14 protein-coding genes are annotated in these 18,027 nt (G+C 69.9%); 9 read left to right on the top strand and 5 right to left on the bottom strand.

The window, feature by feature from the left end; all coding sequences use genetic code 11:
• Positions 1-65 precede the first annotated feature (65 nt).
• Positions 66-3,962, top strand: a complete 3,897-nt coding sequence (hrpA, locus tag SACGLDRAFT_RS06980) for an ATP-dependent RNA helicase HrpA (RefSeq protein ID WP_005463043.1) — start codon at positions 66-68, stop codon at positions 3,960-3,962.
• Between the two features lie 75 nt (positions 3,963-4,037).
• Here hrpA and SACGLDRAFT_RS06985 read toward each other — a convergent pair whose 3' ends face one another.
• Positions 4,038-5,714 (bottom strand): bifunctional 3'-5' exonuclease/DNA polymerase, encoded by a 1,677-nt coding sequence (locus tag SACGLDRAFT_RS06985; protein WP_005463045.1) that lies wholly within the window; start codon positions 5,712-5,714, stop codon positions 4,038-4,040.
• A 96-nt stretch (positions 5,715-5,810) separates the two neighbouring features.
• Between SACGLDRAFT_RS06985 and SACGLDRAFT_RS06990 the strand changes: the two genes are divergently transcribed.
• Positions 5,811-7,427 (top strand): acyl-CoA synthetase, encoded by a 1,617-nt coding sequence (locus tag SACGLDRAFT_RS06990; RefSeq protein WP_005463047.1) that lies wholly within the window; start codon positions 5,811-5,813, stop codon positions 7,425-7,427.
• A gap of 229 nt (positions 7,428-7,656) precedes the next feature.
• Here the strand turns inward: SACGLDRAFT_RS06990 and SACGLDRAFT_RS06995 are convergent, their stop codons facing one another.
• Positions 7,657-7,938, bottom strand: coding sequence for a hypothetical protein (locus tag SACGLDRAFT_RS06995; RefSeq protein WP_005463049.1), 282 nt, complete (start codon positions 7,936-7,938; stop codon positions 7,657-7,659).
• Between the two features lie 217 nt (positions 7,939-8,155).
• Here SACGLDRAFT_RS06995 and SACGLDRAFT_RS07000 point away from each other — a divergent pair, with 217 nt between their 5' ends.
• The 3 genes from SACGLDRAFT_RS07000 to SACGLDRAFT_RS07010 all read left to right on the top strand — a co-directional run bounded on the left by SACGLDRAFT_RS07000 (position 8,156) and on the right by SACGLDRAFT_RS07010 (position 10,914).
• Positions 8,156-9,364 carry a S8 family peptidase gene (locus SACGLDRAFT_RS07000; protein WP_005463051.1) on the top strand — a complete coding sequence of 403 codons (1,209 nt, stop codon included), beginning with the start codon at positions 8,156-8,158 and terminating at the stop codon, positions 9,362-9,364.
• 113 nt (positions 9,365-9,477) lie between these two features.
• A complete protein-coding gene (locus SACGLDRAFT_RS07005) occupies positions 9,478-10,233 on the top strand; it encodes an SDR family oxidoreductase (protein WP_005463053.1) in 756 nt (251 codons plus the stop codon).
• Positions 10,234-10,251: 18 nt separating this feature from the next.
• A complete protein-coding gene (locus tag SACGLDRAFT_RS07010; protein ID WP_005463055.1) occupies positions 10,252-10,914 on the top strand; it encodes a histidine phosphatase family protein in 663 nt (220 codons plus the stop codon).
• 7 nt (positions 10,915-10,921) lie between these two features.
• On the opposite strand, the gene SACGLDRAFT_RS07015 is transcribed toward SACGLDRAFT_RS07010, so the two are convergent.
• Both SACGLDRAFT_RS07015 and SACGLDRAFT_RS07020 read right to left on the bottom strand, forming a co-directional pair.
• On the bottom strand, positions 10,922-11,542 hold the full coding sequence (locus SACGLDRAFT_RS07015) for a TetR/AcrR family transcriptional regulator (RefSeq protein WP_005463057.1): 621 nt from the start codon (positions 11,540-11,542) through the stop codon (positions 10,922-10,924).
• Between the two features lie 13 nt (positions 11,543-11,555).
• Complete coding sequence (locus SACGLDRAFT_RS07020) at positions 11,556-13,265, bottom strand: GMC oxidoreductase (RefSeq protein ID WP_005463059.1); 1,710 nt, start codon at positions 13,263-13,265, stop codon at positions 11,556-11,558.
• A gap of 115 nt (positions 13,266-13,380) precedes the next feature.
• Here SACGLDRAFT_RS07020 and SACGLDRAFT_RS07025 point away from each other — a divergent pair, with 115 nt between their 5' ends.
• Positions 13,381-14,181, top strand: a complete 801-nt coding sequence (locus tag SACGLDRAFT_RS07025; protein WP_005463061.1) for a siderophore-interacting protein — start codon at positions 13,381-13,383, stop codon at positions 14,179-14,181.
• 89 nt (positions 14,182-14,270) lie between these two features.
• Here SACGLDRAFT_RS07025 and SACGLDRAFT_RS07030 read toward each other — a convergent pair whose 3' ends face one another.
• Positions 14,271-14,648 (bottom strand): SSI family serine proteinase inhibitor, encoded by a 378-nt coding sequence (locus tag SACGLDRAFT_RS07030; RefSeq protein ID WP_040918706.1) that lies wholly within the window; start codon positions 14,646-14,648, stop codon positions 14,271-14,273.
• A 232-nt stretch (positions 14,649-14,880) separates the two neighbouring features.
• Between SACGLDRAFT_RS07030 and hrcA the strand changes: the two genes are divergently transcribed.
• From hrcA to SACGLDRAFT_RS07045, 3 genes are all read left to right on the top strand, one after another.
• Positions 14,881-15,906 (top strand): heat-inducible transcriptional repressor HrcA, encoded by a 1,026-nt coding sequence (hrcA, locus tag SACGLDRAFT_RS07035; protein ID WP_005463063.1) that lies wholly within the window; start codon positions 14,881-14,883, stop codon positions 15,904-15,906.
• 70 nt (positions 15,907-15,976) lie between these two features.
• Positions 15,977-17,134, top strand: a complete 1,158-nt coding sequence (gene dnaJ / locus SACGLDRAFT_RS07040) for a molecular chaperone DnaJ (protein WP_005463064.1) — start codon at positions 15,977-15,979, stop codon at positions 17,132-17,134.
• A 29-nt stretch (positions 17,135-17,163) separates the two neighbouring features.
• Positions 17,164-17,925, top strand: coding sequence for a 16S rRNA (uracil(1498)-N(3))-methyltransferase (locus SACGLDRAFT_RS07045; protein ID WP_005463065.1), 762 nt, complete (start codon positions 17,164-17,166; stop codon positions 17,923-17,925).
• The last annotated feature ends 102 nt before the right edge of the window (positions 17,926-18,027 follow it).

An 18,027-nucleotide genomic window follows, 5' to 3' on the forward strand; every position in this document is an offset into this window, starting at 1 on the left:
GCGCGGGAGTTCTTCCGAAAACGGGTGGCCTCGGCCCGACGAGGGCCGGTTAAGCTGGCTACCGTATGTCCTCCTCATCCCTTCCGCAGGCCACCGTCCGCGAGCTGCGGTCTCGCCTGTCCGGCCTCATGGTGCGCGATGCGTACCGGCTGAGCCGGCGGCTCGACGGACTCCGTAAGGCTCGTCGTCCCCGGCCCGACGCGTTGGCCGCCATCGCCGCGGACGTGGAGCGCGCCGAGGAACGCCTCCGGCGCCGCCGGGAGTCCCTTCCCGAGGTGACCTATCCGGAAGAGCTGCCCGTCAGCGCGCGCCGGGACGACCTCGCCGAGGTGATCCGCGACAACCAGGTGGTGATCGTCGCGGGGGAGACGGGGTCGGGCAAGACCACGCAGTTGCCGAAGATCTGCCTCGAACTCGGTCTGGGCGTGCGCGGGCAGATCGGACACACCCAACCGCGCAGGCTCGCCGCGAGGACGGTCGCCGAGCGCATTGCGGCCGAGCTGAAGACCGAGCTCGGGACCACCGTCGGCTACAAGGTCCGGTTCACCGACACCTCCGGCGACAACACGCTGGTCAAGCTGATGACCGACGGCATCCTGCTCGCCGAGATCCAGCACGACCGCCTGCTGCGGCAGTACGACACGATCATCATCGACGAGGCGCACGAGCGAAGCCTGAACATCGACTTCCTGCTCGGCTACCTCAAGCGCATCCTGCCGCGTCGGCCCGACCTCAAGGTGATCATCACCTCGGCCACCATCGACCCGGAGCGGTTCTCGCGGCACTTCGGTGACGCCCCGATCGTGGAGGTCTCCGGCCGGACCTATCCGGTGGAGGTGCGTTACCGGCCCGTCGTCGACCCCGACGATCCCGACGCCGACCCCGATCGCGACCAGGTCCAGGCCATCTGCGACGCCGTCACCGAACTCACCGCGGAGGGGCCCGGCGACATCCTGGTGTTCCTCTCCGGGGAACGTGAGATCCGGGACGCCGACGAGGCGTTGTCGGCGATGGAGCTGCCCAACACCGAGATCCTGCCGTTGTACGCGCGCCTGTCGGCGGCCGATCAGCATCGAGTGTTCAAACCCCACCGGGGACGGCGCATCGTGCTCGCCACGAACGTGGCGGAGACCTCGCTGACCGTGCCGGGCATCAAGTACGTCATCGACCCCGGCACCGCCCGCATCTCCCGCTACAGCCATCGCACGAAGGTGCAGCGGCTGCCCGTCGAACCGATCTCGCAGGCGTCGGCCAACCAGCGCAAGGGACGCTGTGGTCGAACGTCGGACGGCATCTGCATCCGCCTGTACTCCGAGGACGACTTTCTTTCCCGGCCCGAGTTCACCGAGCCCGAGATCCTGCGCACCAACCTGGCGTCGGTGATCCTGCAGATGATCTCGTTGGGGTTGGGTGACATCGGCGCGTTCCCCTTCGTGGAGCCGCCCGACCGCAGGCAGATCACCGCCGGTGTGCAACTGCTCACGGAACTCGGGGCGCTCGACGCGTCGGGGAAGTCGCTGACCCCGGTGGGGCGCAAGCTCGCGCAACTTCCCGTGGATCCGCGCATGGGCCGGATGATCGTGGAGGCCGCCTCCCTCGGCTGCGTGCGCGAAGTCATGATCATCGCGGCGGCGCTGTCCATCCAGGACCCACGCGAGCGGCCCGCGGAGAACCAGCAGCACGCCGACCAGTTGCACGCGCGGTTCGCCGACCCCAACTCCGACTTCCTCGCCTACCTCAACCTCTGGAACTACATCCGCGAGCGGCAGAAGGAGCTGTCGAACAACCAGTTCCGCAAGCTCTGTCGCGCCGAGTACCTCAACTACCTGCGCATCCGCGAGTGGCAGGACATCCACAGCCAGCTTCGTCAGCTGGCCAAGCCGCTCGGCATCACGCTCAACGACGTGCCCGCCGATTCCCAGCGGATCCACACCGCCCTGCTGGCGGGCCTGCTGTCCCACGTCGGTCTCAAGGACCCGGCCAAGGGCGACTACCTGGGCGCACGCGGGGCCCGGTTCGCGGTGTTCCCCGGTTCGTCGCTGTTCAAAAAACAGCCCCGCTGGGTGGCGTCGGCGGAGCTCGTGGAGACCTCGCGGCTGTGGGCGCGGGTCAACGCTCGCGTGGAGCCCGAATGGATCGAGCCGCTGGCCCAGCATTTGGTGAAGCGCACGTACTCCGAGCCGCACTGGGAACGCAAGCGCGGTGCGGTCATGGCCTACGAGCGGGTGACGTTGTACGGCATCCCGCTCGTGGTCGGTCGCAAGGTCAACTACGGTCGCATCGACCCGGAGACCGCGCGGGAGTTGTTCATCCGCCACGCCCTCGTCGAGGGCGACTGGGACACGAACCACCAGTTCTTCCACGACAACCGCGCGCTTTTAGAGGAGGTCACCGACCTCGAGAACCGCGCCCGGCGTCGCGACCTGCTCGTCGACGACCAGACCCTGTTCGACTTCTACGACCAGCGAATCGGGGCCGAGGTCACGTCGGCCCGGCACTTTGACACGTGGTGGAAGAAGACTCGGCGGGAGCAGCCGGACCTGCTCAACTTCGAGAAGGCCATGCTCGTCAACGAGGCCGCCGAGGACGTGCGGGAGGCCGACTACCCCGACACCTGGCGGCAGGGCTCGCTGACCTTCAAGCTGACCTACCAGTTCGAACCGGGGACCGACGAGGACGGCGTCACCGTCCACATCCCACTCGCGGTGCTGAACCAGGTCGACCCCGACGGGTTCGAGTGGCAGGTTCCGGGCCTGCGTGAGGAGCTCGTCACCGCGCTGATCAAGTCGTTGCCCAAGCCGTTGCGGCGCAACCTGGTGCCCGCGCCCGACACCGCGCGGGAGGTGCTCGCCGCGGTCGGGCCGGAGGACGGTCCGCTGCTGCCGGTGGTGACCCGAGAGCTGGCACGGACACGCGGTGTGGAGGTCCCGCTCGACGCGTGGCGCTGGTCCGCCGTGCCCGACCACCTCAAGATGACGTTCCGGGTGATCGGTGAGCGTGGTCGAACGCTCGGCGAGGGCAAGGATCTGGAGGCGTTGCGCGAACGGCTCGGCGACCGGCTCCGTCGGACCATCTCCGCCGCCGCCGACGACATGGAGCGGACGGGCCTTCGGACCCCGGACTTCGGTTCCCTGCCGAAGGAGTTCTCGGCCCGACGGCGTGGGCACGAGGTGAAGGCGTACCCCGCGCTGGTCGACGAGGGGGACAGCGTGGCCGTGCGGATGCTCGACACGCCCCGGCAGCAGCGCGCGGCGATGTGGCGTGGCACGCGCAAGCTGTTGCGGCTCAACGTCGCCTCCCCCGCCAAGTACGTCAGCCGGAACCTGTCGAACCAGTCGAAGTTGGTGCTCAGCCGTAACCCCCACGGCGGGGTGGCCGCCCTGGTCGACGACTGCGTCGATTGCGCCGTCGACAAGCTGATGGCCGACGCGGGCGGCCCGGTGTGGGACGAGAAGCGGTTCGCCCCGCTGTTGGAGCGGGTGCGCGCGGCGTTGAACGGCACGGTGCTGAACGTGTTGCATGCCGTGGAGGACGTCCTGCGCGCCGCCCACGAGGTCGAGGCGCGCCTGGAGACCATGCGGGGAGACGCCCTGACCGAATCGCTCGACGACGTCCGGGCGCACCTCTCGCAGCTCGTCCATCCGGGGTTCGTCACCAAGACCGGCTACGACCGGCTCGGCGATTTGGTGCGTTACGTCCGGGGGATCGAGCGTCGGCTCGACAAGCTGCCCTCCAACCCGGCGCGGGACGTCGAGCGGCTGCGCGACATCGCGTGGCTGCGGCAGGAGTACGAGGCGGTGTTGGACACGCTCCCGCCTCGGACGGACCCGAGCCCCGAGTTGGCCGAGATCCCGTGGATGATCGAGGAGCTGCGGGTGAGCTTCTTCGCCCAGACCCTCGGCACGGCCTATCCGGTGTCGTTCAAGCGAGTCCTCAAAGCCCTGGACGCCGCGGCGCCGTAACGCCGTGTCCGCAGCCTGCGCACGCGTGTCCGCACTTCCCGTACGCGTGTTCGCCCTTTCTGCACGCGTCGGGCGTCACGGTGCCTCGGAGTAGACCTTCACCGCCGCCGCGGGCATCGGAAACCGCACGGGGCACGACGGTCCGAACACCAGCGAGGTGGTCTCGCGCACGGCGTCGGCGAGGCAGTCACCGACCCGCTCGGCGAGCTCGGCGGGACAGTGCACGATCACCTCGTCGTGTTGGAAGAACACCAGGTATGCCGGTGGGGGCAGGCGTCTGCGCAGCGTGGCCAGAAGTACCGCCGTCCAGTCTGCCGCGCTGGCCTGCACCACGAAGTTGCGGGTGAACCGGCCCCATTCCCGTGCGGCACGGCGGGCGTTCCCCTCGTCTTCCGTGCCGCCCGTGAGCGCGCGCCACGCCTCGGACGGGGGCGGGGAGGTCCGGCCGAGCCGGGACCGGACGAGCCCGCCACTCTCACCCTCACGAGCAGCATGCTCCACATAGGACACCGCGTGGGGGAACCGCCGCCGCAGCAACGCGAGTAGCGACGCCGCCTCCCCGGCTGTGCCGCCGTACATCGCCGACAGCATCGCGATCTTGGCCCGTGACCGGTCGTCGCCGTCCGGTTCACGGCCGAACATGGCACCGGCCAGGCTCGTGTAGAGGTCGGCCGACTCCGAGACCTCGGCGAGCCTACGGTCGCCGGACAACGCGGCGAGCACCCGAGGTTCGAGCTGGGCCGCGTCGGCGACCACGAGCGTCCAGCCCTCGTCGGCCCGCACGCACTCCCGTAACACCTTCGGAATCTGCAACGCCGCCCCACCGCGGCTCGCCCACCGGCCCGACACCACACCGCCCACGACGTAGACCGGGCGGAACCGGTCGTCGCGCACCCACTGGTCGAGCCAGGACCAGCCGTGGGCGGAGTGCAGGCGGGCGAGTTCCTTGTACTCCAGCAGCGGTGGCACGGCGGGATGGTCGACGTGGCGCAGCACGTACGCGCGGGTGGAGGACACGTCGATGCCGTCGCGGCGCAGCGCGCGCACGACGCTGCCGGGGTGGTCCGGGTTCACGGGCCGGCCGCCGAACGCGGCGGTGATGCGGTCGGCGAGCTCGGCGAGCCTGCGGGGGCGTTGCCCCGATGGCGCCCTGGGTCCCAGCAGTTCGGTGAGCAGCCGCCGGTGTACGTCCGCCCGCCAGGGCAGTCCGTCGGCGGACATCTCCACCGCGGCCAGGGCGCTGGCCGACTCGGCTGCCGTGAGCAGCCGCATCCGCTCGGGATGAGGCAGGTTTCGCATTCGCTGCTGCTGGTCGTCGTGGACGACGTCGGCCGCCTCCGGCACGTCGACGTCCGGGGGCAGGCCGGAGTCGTGGAGGTCGAACAGCGCCGGTTCGGTGTCCGTCTCGTGCCGGTCGGCTCCGGCCTCGGGCGGAGGGGGCAGGCCCTTGGCCCTGGCGTAGGCGGCGGCGAGGCCGCGGGGCTCGGAGTGGCGACCCAGGTGGGCGAGCAGCAGGTACTCGGTCAATGCGAGGTCGAGGCACCGTCCCACGCGTACGCCGTGGGCGACCAGCGGTGGGTAGTCGTGTGCGACGGAGGGGAACACCCAGCGAGGGGCGTAGTCGCGTTCCCAGTCCCGGACCAGCGCGGCGGCGTCGGCGGGGTCGAGCCCGCTCGTCGGCGCGCCGGGCAGGGGCTCCGAAGGGCGCAGCAGGTACCGGCCGTCGGGTTGCCGTGCCACGGTGATGCGCACGGAAGGATTGTGCTGCGTCGCACCGACATTCCCGACTCGACGATCTAACCTACTTCTGGGTAGGTTAGCGGTGCCACGGGAACGAGGAGGGTGTTGATGCGGCCATCGCTGCTGGTCGACGTCGTCAGGGCGGGGGTGCGGACCGCCCGCAGCATCGCGGTGCTGTACCGGGCGGGGCTCGTGCCGGTGCCTCGTCTCGACGAGGCCATCCGCTCGCTCGTCACCACGCGGCGTTACGGGCCGCTGGCCGGGTCCGTCCGCATTGCCGCGCGCCGCGATCCCCACGCCGTCGGTCTCGTCGACGAGCGGGGGAGCATGACGTTCGCCCAGCTCGACCTGCGGTCGAACGCGCTGGCGCGGGCGTGGGCGCGGCGCGGGGTCCGGCCGGGGACCACGTTGGCCGTGCTCTGTCGGGATCACCGCGGTCTCGTGCTCACCCTGCTCGCCGCGGGCAAGCTCGGGGTCCCGGTGCTGTTGCTCAACACCGGGTTCGCCAAACCGCAGCTCACCGACGTCGTCGCGCGGGAGAAGGTCGGCGTGCTCGTCTACGACGAGGAGTTCACGGACCTGCTCGGTGACATCGTCGGGGTCGACCGCTACCTCGCGTGGACGGACTCCGGCACGGCCGAGGTGCCGCTGCTGGACGACCTCATCGCGGACGGCGACGACCGTCACCTGCCCGCGCCCGCCAAGCCCGGTGGGTTCGTGCTCCTCACCAGCGGGACCACGGGGACCCCGAAGGGAGCGCCGCGGCCGAAGGTCTCGCCGCTGCACTCGGCCGAGTTCCTCGACCGCATTCCCCTGCGGGTCGGGGAGGCGACGTACTTCGGGGCGCCGCTGTTCCACGCCACCGGCATCTCGCAGTTCATGCTCTCCTGCGCACTCGGCTGCACGGTGGTGTTGCGCAGGCGGTTCGACCCCGAGGCCACGCTCCGGGGGATCGCCGAGCACCGGTGTACCGCGCTCGTGGTGGTGCCGACCATGTTGCAGCGGATTCTCGACCTCGGCCCGGAGGTGCTGGCCAAGTACGACACCTCCAGCCTGCGTGTGATCTTCGTCGCCGGCTCGGCGCTGGCTCCGGAGGTGGGGAACCGGGCCCGTGAGGTGTTCGGTGACGTGGTCCACAACGTGTACGGCTCCACCGAGGTGGCGGTGGCCACCGTCGCGACCCCGAAGGACTGGGAGCGGGCGCCGGGCACCGTGGGGCGGCCTCCGCTGGGGTGCCGGGTCGCGCTCTACGACGACGAGGGCAGGCGGATCACCAGGCCGTACGTCACCGGTCGCGTGTTCGTGGGCAGTGGGCTCGCTTTCCAGGGCTACACCGACGGTGGGACCAAGGACACGATCGACGATCTGATCGCCACCGGGGACGTGGGGCACTTCGACGCCGACGGGTTGTTGTTCATCGACGGTCGCGACGACGAGATGATCGTCTCGGGCGGGGAGAACGTCTATCCCGTCGAGGTCGAGAACGTGCTCGTGGAACATCCCGCCGTGCGTGAGGCCGCGGTGATCGGCGTTCCCGACGAGGAGTTCGGGCAGCGGTTGAAGGCGTTCGTCGTCGTGCGCGAGGGGTTCACTGTGGACGCCGAGACGATGCGGGAGCACGTGCGCGACAACCTGGCGCGGTTCAAGGTGCCCCGCGACGTCGAATTCCTGGACGCCCTGCCCCGCAACTCCACGGGCAAGATCCTGCGCAAAGCTCTGCAGTAACGCCCCACCGTGTCCGCAGGTGAGGAACGCGTGTCCGCACTTGGTGTACGCGTGTCCGCAGGGTGGGGACGCGTGTTCGCAGTTGCGGGACAGGGGTGGGCCGGCGAGGGGGCCCCGGCCGCCCCGCGGGCTGTGGACACGGGCGTGGGAAGTGCGAACACGTGTGCAGGAACTGCGGACACCCGTACGAGAACTGCGGACACTTGTACGAGGGCTGCGGACACGCCGGTCAGGCGAGGTTGCGGCGAGAGGCGATGCCACGCGGGCGCGGCGGGGGGAGCAGGCTGAGCAGGGAGCCCGTGGGGACGTCGAGGATCTGTTCCAGCGCCAGCACGGCGCGCAGTGACCGCTGTCGCTCCGGTTGTCGCTTGCCGGACTGCCAGTAGCTCAGCGCGGTGACACTGACGGGCACGCCGCGTTCCTGCAGCCGCGCCTGGATGCGGTCCAGGCTCAGGCCACTCGTGGCGATCGCCGACCGAAGTTCTTCGGAAAACGCCGTCGCGCTACTCATCGTGTCCCCTCGCCTACCATTGGATAACGATATGGGCACACATTAGCAGGACCTGTAACGCCTGGTGAGGAAGCCTCTCCGGAGGGATTGGTCCCAACGGGCTAATGCTCGTGACGCCGAACGGCTCAGAACTGGTAAATGTGAATCATTGCCCATATTCCGTGCTGGGGGCTCTCATTGGTTACACCACGTTGTCGCCTGACACGGAAGGAAACCGATGGGCACCTCCAAGAAGACCACACGGGCGGCCCTGACAGGTGCCGTCGCGGTGGGTGTGACGGGACTGTTCGCCGCCGCGATGGCCCCGGCACACGCCGAGATGGGACAGGTCCTCAATGCGGACTCGGCGAACGCCGTTGACGGCAGCTACATCGTCGTGCTGAAGGACGACGAGGCCGGTTCGCTGTCGACCTCGGCGGTGTCGGCCAAGGCGCGTACGCTCGCCGCCGACTACGGCGTCAAGGTGGAGCAGACGTTCGACACGGTGCTCGACGGCTTCGCCGTCACCGCCGACGCGACGGCCGCCAAGCGTCTGGCCGCCGACGACTCGGTGGCGTTCGTCAGCCAGAACCAGCGGCTCCACATCACCGACCGGCCGAGCACCCAGGCCGTCTCGTCGTGGGGTCTGGACCGCATCGACCAGCGGGACCTGCCGCTGGACGACAGCTACACCCCGCCGGCCTCGGCCTCGAACGTCACGGCCTACATCATCGACACCGGGGTGTCGGCGCACAGCGACTTCGGTGACCGCCTCCTGCCGGGTGTCGACTTCGTGGACAACGACGACGACGCCACCGACGAGAACGGGCACGGCACGCACGTGGCCGGCACGATCGGCGGCTCGACTTACGGTGTGGCTCCCGACGTGAAGCTCGTCGGCGTGCGCGTGCTCGACGCCAACGGCAGTGGCACCACCGCCGGGGTCATCGCGGGTGTCGAGTGGGTCGCCGAGAACGCCTCCGGACCGGCCGTGGCGAACATGAGCCTGGGCGGTGGTGTCGACGAGGCTCTCGACGAAGCCGTCCGCGGTGCCATCGAGGCGGGCATCACCTTCGGTGTCGCGGCGGGCAACGAGTCCTCCGACGCCAACTACTCGTCGCCGGCGCGGGTCGACGAGGCCATCACCGTGGCGGCCAGCGACCAGGACGACAGCGAGGCCTACTTCTCCAACTACGGCGACGTGGTGGACATCTACGCCCCCGGCGTGAACATCACCTCGGCGTGGCACGACGGCGGCGAGAACACCATCAGCGGCACCTCGATGGCGACCCCGCACGTGGTGGGCGCGGCCGCCCTCTACCTGGCCGACAACCCGAGCGCCTCGCCCGCTCAGGTCGCCGACGCGCTGACCTCGGCGGCGACGTCGGGTGCCATCTCCAACCCGACGGGTGACACCCCGAACCGCCTGCTCTACGTGGGCAATTGAGACGGCGCACGTCGCTGTCGCATCGTCACTTTCCTCCTGCACGGGCCGGCCCGGCGCACCACGCGTCGGGCCGGCCTTGTTACCAGTGGGTAAATCGCGGGTAGGGTCGGCGCATGGTCGTACGGAAGAACATCGTGATCACCGGGGCCAGCTCCGGCCTCGGGGAGGGCATGGCCCGGAAGTTCGCCGCGCTGGGGCGCAACCTCGCGCTGTGTGCCCGGCGGCGCGACCGGCTCGATGCTCTCGCCGCCGAACTCACCGACCGGTACCCCGGCATCCGGGTCGTCGTCCGGGGGCTCGATGTCACCGACCACGACCGGGTCTTCACCGTCTTCGACGAATTCCGCTCGGAACTCGGCACCCTCGATCGCGTGATCGTCAACGCGGGGCTCGGCAAGGGACAGCCCGTCGGCACGGGGTACTTCACCGCCAACCGGCAGACCGTGGAGACGAATCTCGTTGCCGGGCTGGCGCAGTGCGAGGCCGCGGTGTCGATCTTCCGGGAGCAGAACGCGGGCCACCTCGTGGTGGTGTCGTCGTTCAGCGCGGTACGGGGAATGCCGCGCAACATGACCGCCTACGCGGCGTCGAAGGCGGGCATCGCCACGCTCGCCGACGGCATCCGCGCGGACCTGCTGACCACGCCGATCGCCGTCACCACCGTGCTCCCCGGCTACATCGAGTCGGAGATGACGCGCCGCAGCTCGGGACGAACCCCCTTGCTGGCGAGCGCGGAGGCGGGCGCGCGGGCGCTGGTGAAGGCGATCGAACGGGAGCCCGCGAGGGCCTACGTGCCGTCCTGGCCGTGGACGCCGCTCAGCGTGCTCGTGAAGGTGTTGCCGACGAGCTGGCTTCGCAGGATCGCCTGAGCGGGAGGGAGGGCACGGATGGGAGCCGTCTACCTGGTCCGGCACGGGCAGGCGTCGTTCGGAGCCGAGAACTACGACGTGTTGTCCGAGCTCGGACGGGCCCAGGCGCGCGCCGTCGGCGTCGAACTCGCCCGCCGAGGTGTGACCGGGATCGGCGCGCGCTGCGGCACGTTGTCGCGGCAGCGCGCCACCGCGGAACTGGCGCTGGCGGAGTTCGGTTCCGGCGGGTCCGTCGAGGTCGACGCCCGGTGGAACGAGTACGACCACGTCGAGATCGCGGCACACCACGGCGGAGGGGCCGCGCAGGGCAGCGCCGACCCGCGGGCCTACCAGCATGCGCTGGAGAAGGCGTTGGCGGCGTGGATCGAGGCGGGTGACGACAGTCCGTGCGCCGAGACGTGGCCGATGTTCCTCGCCCGCGTGCGCGCGGCGTTCGACGAGGTCGTGTCCGGTTTGGGCAAGGGAGAGCGGGCCGTGGTCTTCACGTCGGGCGGCGTGATCTCGACCTTGTGCGGAGATCTGCTGGGCGATGCGGCCGGGGGAATGCTCTCCCTGAACCGGGTGACGGTGAACGCCGGACTGACCAAGGTGGTCACCGGGCGCTCCGGTACCACGCTGGTGTCGTTCAACGAACACGCGCACTTCGACGGTGAGGCGATCAACCTGCTGACCTACCGGTGACCGGCACTCATGAAGTCACCAGTTCGGGCAGCACGTCGTCGACGAGCGACTGGAGCACCCGGCTGAGCAGCATGTGCACCTGGGCGCGGTCGAGCGTGCCGCGCACGAGCCACTCGCGCCCCGCGATCTTCACCATGCCGCCGTAGGCGCGGATGACGGCGTTGAACTGGTCCCATCTGGGGTCCTCGCGCGTGAACCCCAGGGCTTCCAGGACGCGGTCGGCGGCGTGGCGATCGGCGTCGTCGAGGATGCGTTCGACCTCGAGGTCGCGTCCGATGCCCTCGGGGGTGAGGGCGGCGAGCCACGTCTTCTCCTGCTTGCTCACCAGGTCCATGAACCAGTCGACCGCGGCCTTCGCGCGTTCCTCGGTGGAGCCCTCGGGCAGGTGGGAGGCGGCGTCGCGGGGGATACGGAGGGCACGGCGCACCACGGCCAGGTACAGCTCGCGTTTGGTGCCGAAGTAATGGTTGATCAAGCCACGAGCCACGCCCGCGCGTGCGGCGATGTCCGACGTGGACACCTCGGCGTACGGGCGTTCGGAGAACAGTTCGGCGGCGCAGGCGAAGATCTGTTCTTTACGCTCGTCGGGTTCCAACCGCCGCCACTTCGGCACGGATTCCGTGGTCATGCGGTGGAGTTTCTCACGGGGACCGGCGTTTCGCCGGGGAAATCGGCAGCCGAAGTGCACCGATGGCCGTGGTGGGCACGATCGGGTGGTTCGGCGCGACGGGGGTGACTCGCCGGTAGGGGGACGACAGCGGCGGCCGCGGGTCCGGCTCGCCCTTGTTGGGCCATAGCGCCAGGGCGCGCTCGGCCTGGGCGGTGATCGTGAGGGACGGGTTGACACCCGGGTTGGCCGACACCGCCGAACCGTCCATTACGTGCAGTCCCGGATGGCCGTACACCCGCTGGTAGGGGTCGATCACCCCGGTCTCGGGTGAGTCGCCGATGACGCAACCACCGATGAAGTGGCCCGTCAGCGGGCGGTTGAACAGGTCGTTCCAGCCGCCGCTCGCGATGCCGCCGATGCGGTCGGCGATCCGGCGCACCACGTCGTGCCCGGCCGGGATCCAGGTGGGGTTCGGTTCGCCGATGCCTTGCTTGGTGAGCATCCGGCGTCCGAACGGGCCGCGGCGGGTGTAGGTGGTGACGGAGTTGTCGAGCGACTGCATCACCAGCAGCGCGATCGTCTGTTCCGACCAGTGGCGCGGGTGGTGCAACGCGAGCAATTGTCGCCGTCGGCGGACCAATTCCTTGATCCCGACCCACCACCGGGGTTTGCCGGGAACGGGGTCGACCAACACGGTCCCGAGCAGTCCCAACAGATTGCTGCCCTTGCCGTAGCGCACGGGCTCGACGTGGGTGACCTCGTCGGGATGGAAGGACGAGCTGATCGCGACACCGCGGTGGTACGCCGCGTCGCGGCGGGTCGTGCGGGCGGCCAGGACCGCCTCGGAGTTCGTTCGCGCGAGCACTCCCAGCCGGGACGACAGCCGGGGCAGGATCCGGCGGTCGCGCATGCGGTGCAGGAGCCGTTGGGTGCCGAGGGCCGCGGCGGCGAACACCACCTGCTCGGCCGTGAAGACCCGCTTGCGCCAGCGCTGTGTCGTGTGCACGCAGGAGCAGGCGTAGCCGCCGCCGGGCAGTGGGCGCACCTCGGTCACCGTCGTGAGCGGGTGGACGGTCGCGCCCGCCTGCTCGGCCAGGTAGAGGTAGTTCTTCACGAGGGTGTTCTTGGCGCCGTACCGGCAGCCGGTGAGGCATTCGCCGCAGTGTCGGCAGGTGTGCCGGTCGGGGCCCAGGCCGCCGAAGAACGGGTCCGCCACCCGCGTCCCCGGCTCGGTGTCCTCGTCGCCGAAGAACACGCCGACCGACGTCGGGTGGTAGGTGTGACCGACCCCCAGGTCCTCGGCGACCTGTCGCATCACCTCGTCGGCCGGGGAGGTCCACGGGTTGGTGGTCACGCCGAGCATGCGCTTCGCCTGGTCGTAGTAGGGGGCGAGTTCGGCCTTCCAGTCGGTGATGCCCGCCCACTGGGGATCGGCGAAGAACGCGTCGGACGGCTCGTACAACGTGTTGCCGTAACCGAGGGAACCGCCTCCGACCCCGGCCCCCGTCACCACGACGACGTCCGGGAAGGGGGTGATGCGCAGGATGCCCGTGCAGCCGAGCAGGGGCGCGAACAAGTAGTCGCGCAGGTGCCACGACGTGCGTGCGAACTCGTGGTCGGCGAAGCGTCTGCCCGCTTCCAGGACTCCCACCCGGTAGCCCTTCTCCGTGAGCCGCAAGGCGCTCACGCTGCCCCCGAAGCCGGAACCGATGACTACCACGTCGTAGTCGAAGCGCGTCATGCGCTCCACGGTCGACCAACTGTTGGCGACTTGGCAATAAAGCGATCGAGTGGTTCGAGATGGCGAGATAGAGTAGGAAAGGCATACCTAACAAATTGCGGGCAGGGGAGCGCGGATGACGGAGCGGGATCGACGGGACAGGCCGGTGATCCGAGCGCGGGTGGTGCGCACCGAGCGCCTCACGCCGCAGATGATCAGGGTCGTGTGCGGCGGGGAGGGGCTCGCCGCGTTCCGGCCCAACGGATTCACCGACTCCTACGTGAAGGTGCTCTTCCGCGTTCCCGGCGTGCGGTACCCGGAGCCGTTCGACTTCGACGTGGTGCGGGAGTCGCTTCCGCGCGAGCAGTGGCCGCGCATGCGGACCTACACCGTCCGCCACCACGACGTCGACGCCGGGGAGCTCGCGCTCGACATCCTCGTCCACGGCGACGAGGGGCTGGGCGGGCCGTGGGCGTCACGGGTGCGGCCCGGTGACGAGGTGCTCCTGCGCGGTCCCGGCGGCGCCTACGCTCCGCGTGCCGACGTCGACCACCATCTGCTCGTCGGCGACGAATCCGCGTTGCCGGCGATCGCCGCGTCGCTGGAGGCGTTGCCCGTGGGGGCGCTCGCCACCGTCCGCCTGCTGGTGGAGAACCGGGACGAGCACCAGGTGCTGTCCACGAAGGGCACCGTGGACCTTCGGTGGTTGCACCGGGTCAACGGGGACGACCTCGTGAACGAGGTGCGGGCGCTCGACCTCGGGTCCGGGTCCGTGCAGGCGTTCGTGCACGGGGAGGCCGGAATGGTGCGCGAGCTTCGCGGCCACCTGCTCAACGAGCGGAAACTCGACCGCGAGCTGTTGTCGATCTCGGGCTACTGGCGACGGGGCCGTACCGACGAGGACTGGCGCAAGGAGAAGAAGGCGTTCATGGCCTGAGGCGGCGGAGCCGACGCTCGGCCCAAAGGCGGAAGACACGACGAAGGCCACCGTCCGCGGTGGGAACGGTGGCCTTCGCCGTTGCGGGATCAGAAGGAGAACACGCCGCCCGACTGTGCGTCGGCGAAGCAGGCGTTGGGGTACTCGGTGCTGAAGTCGACCGGGGTGTCGTACCAGTTGCCGCGGGCCTCCGCCAGCACCGGGGAATGGATCATCGTGCAGGCCTGGTCCTTCGCAGGGAGCCGCGTGAAGTCGCCGTCGGCCCGCTCCAGTGCCCGGCAGGCCGTGTCGGCCTGTGGGTGGGTGCCTTGCGCGGGGTCACACATCAGCTCCACGGAGGTGGTGTTGCCCCCGGCGTCGGTGAGGCTCAAGACGAGGGAGGAGGCGGGCGTAGCGGCGTCGGGGCTCCCCGTGCACAGGGCCGCGGCCGTGCATGCGGCGAGGAATGGTGCTCCGAACATGGGCATGTCCTGACTATCGGCCCCTGTCGGGGGCGACCTTTTCGCTCGATCGGATGATCATGGACCTTCCGGAAGGCGGCATCGGCGGGAGAAGTGTGTTCGAGATCACCGATCAAGGCGCGCTCGGTCGTATAGCCGCTGTTTCGTGCGGCTGTCCAGGGACTTTAGCCCCGTGTGAGCATCGGAACGGGCTCGATCGCACGTAAACTCGTGGTCAAGGCGTGGAGAGGAGGTGCTGGTGGCCAACGCAGAGCAACGCCGTTTCGAGGTCCTGCGCGCCATCGTCGCCGACTACGTGTCGAACCAGGAGCCGGTGGGATCGAAGGCCCTCGTCGACCGGCACAACCTGGGCGTGTCGAGCGCCACGGTACGTAACGACATGGCGGCCCTGGAAGAGGAGGGGTACATCACCCAACCGCACACCAGTGCGGGGCGGATCCCCACCGACAAGGGATACCGGTTGTTCGTGGACCGGCTGTCGGAGGTCAAGCCGTTGTCCGCCGCCGAGAGACGGGCGATCGTCCAGTTCCTGGAGGGGGCCGTCGATCTCGACGACGTGCTGCGGCGGTCGGTGCGGCTGCTGGCTCAGCTCACGCGTCAGGTCGCGGTGGTGCAGTACCCGACGTTGACCTCCTCCACCGTCCGGCACGTGGAGGTGGTCACGCTCACGCCGTCGCGCCTCCTCATCGTCCTCATCACCAACACCGGCCGGGTCGATCAGCGGACGGTCGACCTCGGGGACGTCGCCGCCGACGAGACCGTGGCCCGACTGCGCGACCTGTTGAACGGCGCCCTGTCCGGGCACCGGCTGCCCGATGCGGCGGCGAAGGTGTCGGAGCTGCCCGAGCAGGCGCCCCCCGAGCTGCGCGACGTGATGACGCGGGTGTGCACGGTGCTCGTCGAGTCGCTGGTCGAGCATCCCGAGGAGCGGATCGTCCTGGGAGGCACGGCCAACCTCACGCGTAACGTCGCGGACTTCCCCGGCTCGTTGCGCCAGGTGCTGGAGGCGCTTGAGGAACAAGTCGTCGTGCTCAAACTGCTGGCCGCCGCTCGCAACCCCGGTTCCGTCACGGTGCGGATCGGGGAGGAAAATGAAGATGAGCAGATGCGGAGCACCTCGGTCGTGTCGATCGGATACGGCTCGGACAAGGTGCTGCTGGGGGGCATGGGCGTGGTCGGCCCCACCCGGATGGATTACCCGGGGACGATCGCTGCTGTCCGCGCGGTCGCCACGTACGTGGGTCGGATCCTGTCCGGGAAGTAGGAGATCCGCCCGTCCGGGCTCGGGGCCCGGATGAGAAGCTTGTGCGAGCTCTCTAGGAGGACGGCAGACGGTGGCCAAGGACTACTACGGCATCCTCGGCGTGTCGAAGAACGCGACCGAGCAGGAGATCAAGCGCGCGTACCGCAAGCTCGCGCGTGAGCTGCACCCCGATGTCAACCCCTCCGAGGACGCGCAGCAGAAGTTCAGTGAGGTCACCACCGCCTACGAGGTGCTGTCCGACCCCCAGAAGCGCAAGATCGTCGACCTGGGCGGCGACCCCCTGAGCAACGGGGCGAGCGGGGGCGCCCGCGACCCCTTCGCCGGCTTCGGCGGTCTCGGCGACATCATGGACGCCTTCTTCGGCGCGGCCACCGGAGGGGCGCGAGGCCGGGGCCCGCGCAGCAGGGTGCAGCCCGGCTCCGACGCCCTCATCCGGCTGAAGCTGACGCTGGAGGAGTGCGCCACGGGCGTCAACAAGCAGATCACGGTGGACACCGCCATCCTGTGCGACCGGTGCCGGGGCGCGGGCACCGCCGAGGGCGGCAGCGTCGTCACGTGCGACACCTGTGGCGGCCAGGGCGAGGTGCAGTCCGTCCAGCGGTCGTTCCTCGGGCAGGTCGTGACGGCTCGGCCCTGCCCCACCTGCCGCGGCTACGGGGAGGTCATCACCGACCCGTGCCAGAAGTGCGGTGGCGACGGCCGGGTGCGGGCCCGCCGCGACGTGACGGCCAAGATCCCGCCGGGCGTGGGCGACGGCATGCGCATCCGCCTGTCCGGTCAGGGCGAGGTCGGTCCCGGTGGCGGTCCGGCCGGTGACCTGTACGTGGAGGTGGACGAGGCTCCGCACGAGGACTTCGAACGGCAGGGCAACGACCTGTACTGCCGACTGCGGGTGCCCTTCACGGCCGCGGCGCTCGGTGCCGTGATCCCCATGGAGACCCTGGTGGACGGCGAGACCGAGGTGGAGATCCCGCCGGGCACGCAGCCGAACACCGAGATCGTGCTGTCCGGCCTCGGCATGCCGCGGCTGCGTTCGTCCGGTCGGGTCGACGGGCGTGGCGACCTGCACATCAACGTCGAGGTCGTGGTGCCCACCAAGCTCGACGACGAGCAGGCCGAGCTGCTGCGGGAGCTGGCCAGGCTGCGGGGCGAGGAGGCCCCGACCCCGGCGAGCAACGGCCACAAGTCGGGCGGGCTGTTCTCCAAGCTGCGCTCCAAGAGCCGCTGATCCCACGACGCGGGGAGCGACGAGTCGTCATGGGTGGGGAAACCGACACCACTCCACCGGTTTTCCTGGTACCGGCGTTGCCGGACAGTGATCTCACCGTGCTCGACGGTGAGGAGGCCCACCACGCCGTCACCGTGCGCCGGTTGCGGAAGGGCGAGCGCCTGACGCTGTCGGACGGCCGGGGCGGGATGGCCGACTGCGTGGCCGAGGCCGTTCATCCGGGGCGCAGGCCCACCGTGGAGCTGCGAGTCCGAGACATCCGTAGCGTTGCCGCTCCGGCACTGCGTGTGACCGTCGCGCAGGCGCTGGCGAAGGGCGATCGTGGTGAGCTGGCGGTGGAGCTGGCCACGGAGGCGGGCGTCGACGCGATCGTGCCGTGGCGAGCCGCCCGCAGTGTCGCTCGCTGGGACGACGGTCCCAGGGGAGCCAAGGCACTCGGCAAGTGGCGGGCCACGGCCAGGGCCGCGGCCAAGCAGGCGCGCCGGGCGTGGGTCCCGGAGGTCTCCGAACCGATGACCACACGGGAACTTGCCACCGTCGTGGCGGAGGCGGATCTCGCGCTGGTGCTCGACGGCGCCGCCCCCGAGGCGCTCACCGACCTCGCGCTGCCCGAGAAGGGTGAACTCCTGCTCGTCGTCGGCCCCGAGGGCGGGGTCGCTCCCGAGGAACTCGCCGCGTTCGTCGAGGCCGGTGCGCGGAGTGTCCGGTTGGGACCGACGGTGTTACGGACGTCGACGGCGGCGGCGGTGGCTTTGGGCGCGCTGGGGGCATTGACCGCACGCTGGGTGTAGGCCGAATGGAGGCCGTTGCTAGCGCGTGTGGCACAAGTCGCCGGGTTTCTGCGTGTTTTTGCCTCGCGGTGACGGCGATCGCCCTACCCTGAAGCGCAAGCT

Origin of the sequence: Saccharomonospora glauca K62, assembly GCF_000243395.2 — a bacterium.
Taxonomy (GTDB): domain Bacteria; phylum Actinomycetota; class Actinomycetes; order Mycobacteriales; family Pseudonocardiaceae; genus Saccharomonospora; species Saccharomonospora glauca.

Excerpts from the sequence above, each read along its gene's own strand:
- SACGLDRAFT_RS07005 (WP_005463053.1), top strand. The coding sequence starts at position 9,478 with ATGGTCGTACGGAAGAACATCGTGATCACCGGGGCCAGCTCCGGCCTC.
- SACGLDRAFT_RS07010 (WP_005463055.1), top strand. The coding sequence starts at position 10,252 with ATGGGAGCCGTCTACCTGGTCCGGCACGGGCAGGCGTCGTTCGGAGCC.
- SACGLDRAFT_RS07020 (WP_005463059.1), bottom strand. The coding sequence starts at position 13,265 with ATGACGCGCTTCGACTACGACGTGGTAGTCATCGGTTCCGGCTTCGGG.
- SACGLDRAFT_RS07030 (WP_040918706.1), bottom strand. The coding sequence starts at position 14,648 with ATGCCCATGTTCGGAGCACCATTCCTCGCCGCATGCACGGCCGCGGCC.
- SACGLDRAFT_RS07025 (WP_005463061.1), top strand. The coding sequence starts at position 13,381 with ATGACGGAGCGGGATCGACGGGACAGGCCGGTGATCCGAGCGCGGGTG.
- SACGLDRAFT_RS07045 (WP_005463065.1), top strand. The coding sequence starts at position 17,164 with ATGGGTGGGGAAACCGACACCACTCCACCGGTTTTCCTGGTACCGGCG.
- hrpA (WP_005463043.1), top strand. The coding sequence starts at position 66 with ATGTCCTCCTCATCCCTTCCGCAGGCCACCGTCCGCGAGCTGCGGTCT.
- SACGLDRAFT_RS06990 (WP_005463047.1), top strand. The coding sequence starts at position 5,811 with ATGCGGCCATCGCTGCTGGTCGACGTCGTCAGGGCGGGGGTGCGGACC.
- SACGLDRAFT_RS07015 (WP_005463057.1), bottom strand. The coding sequence starts at position 11,542 with ATGACCACGGAATCCGTGCCGAAGTGGCGGCGGTTGGAACCCGACGAG.
- SACGLDRAFT_RS06995 (WP_005463049.1), bottom strand. The coding sequence starts at position 7,938 with ATGAGTAGCGCGACGGCGTTTTCCGAAGAACTTCGGTCGGCGATCGCC.
- SACGLDRAFT_RS07000 (WP_005463051.1), top strand. The coding sequence starts at position 8,156 with ATGGGCACCTCCAAGAAGACCACACGGGCGGCCCTGACAGGTGCCGTC.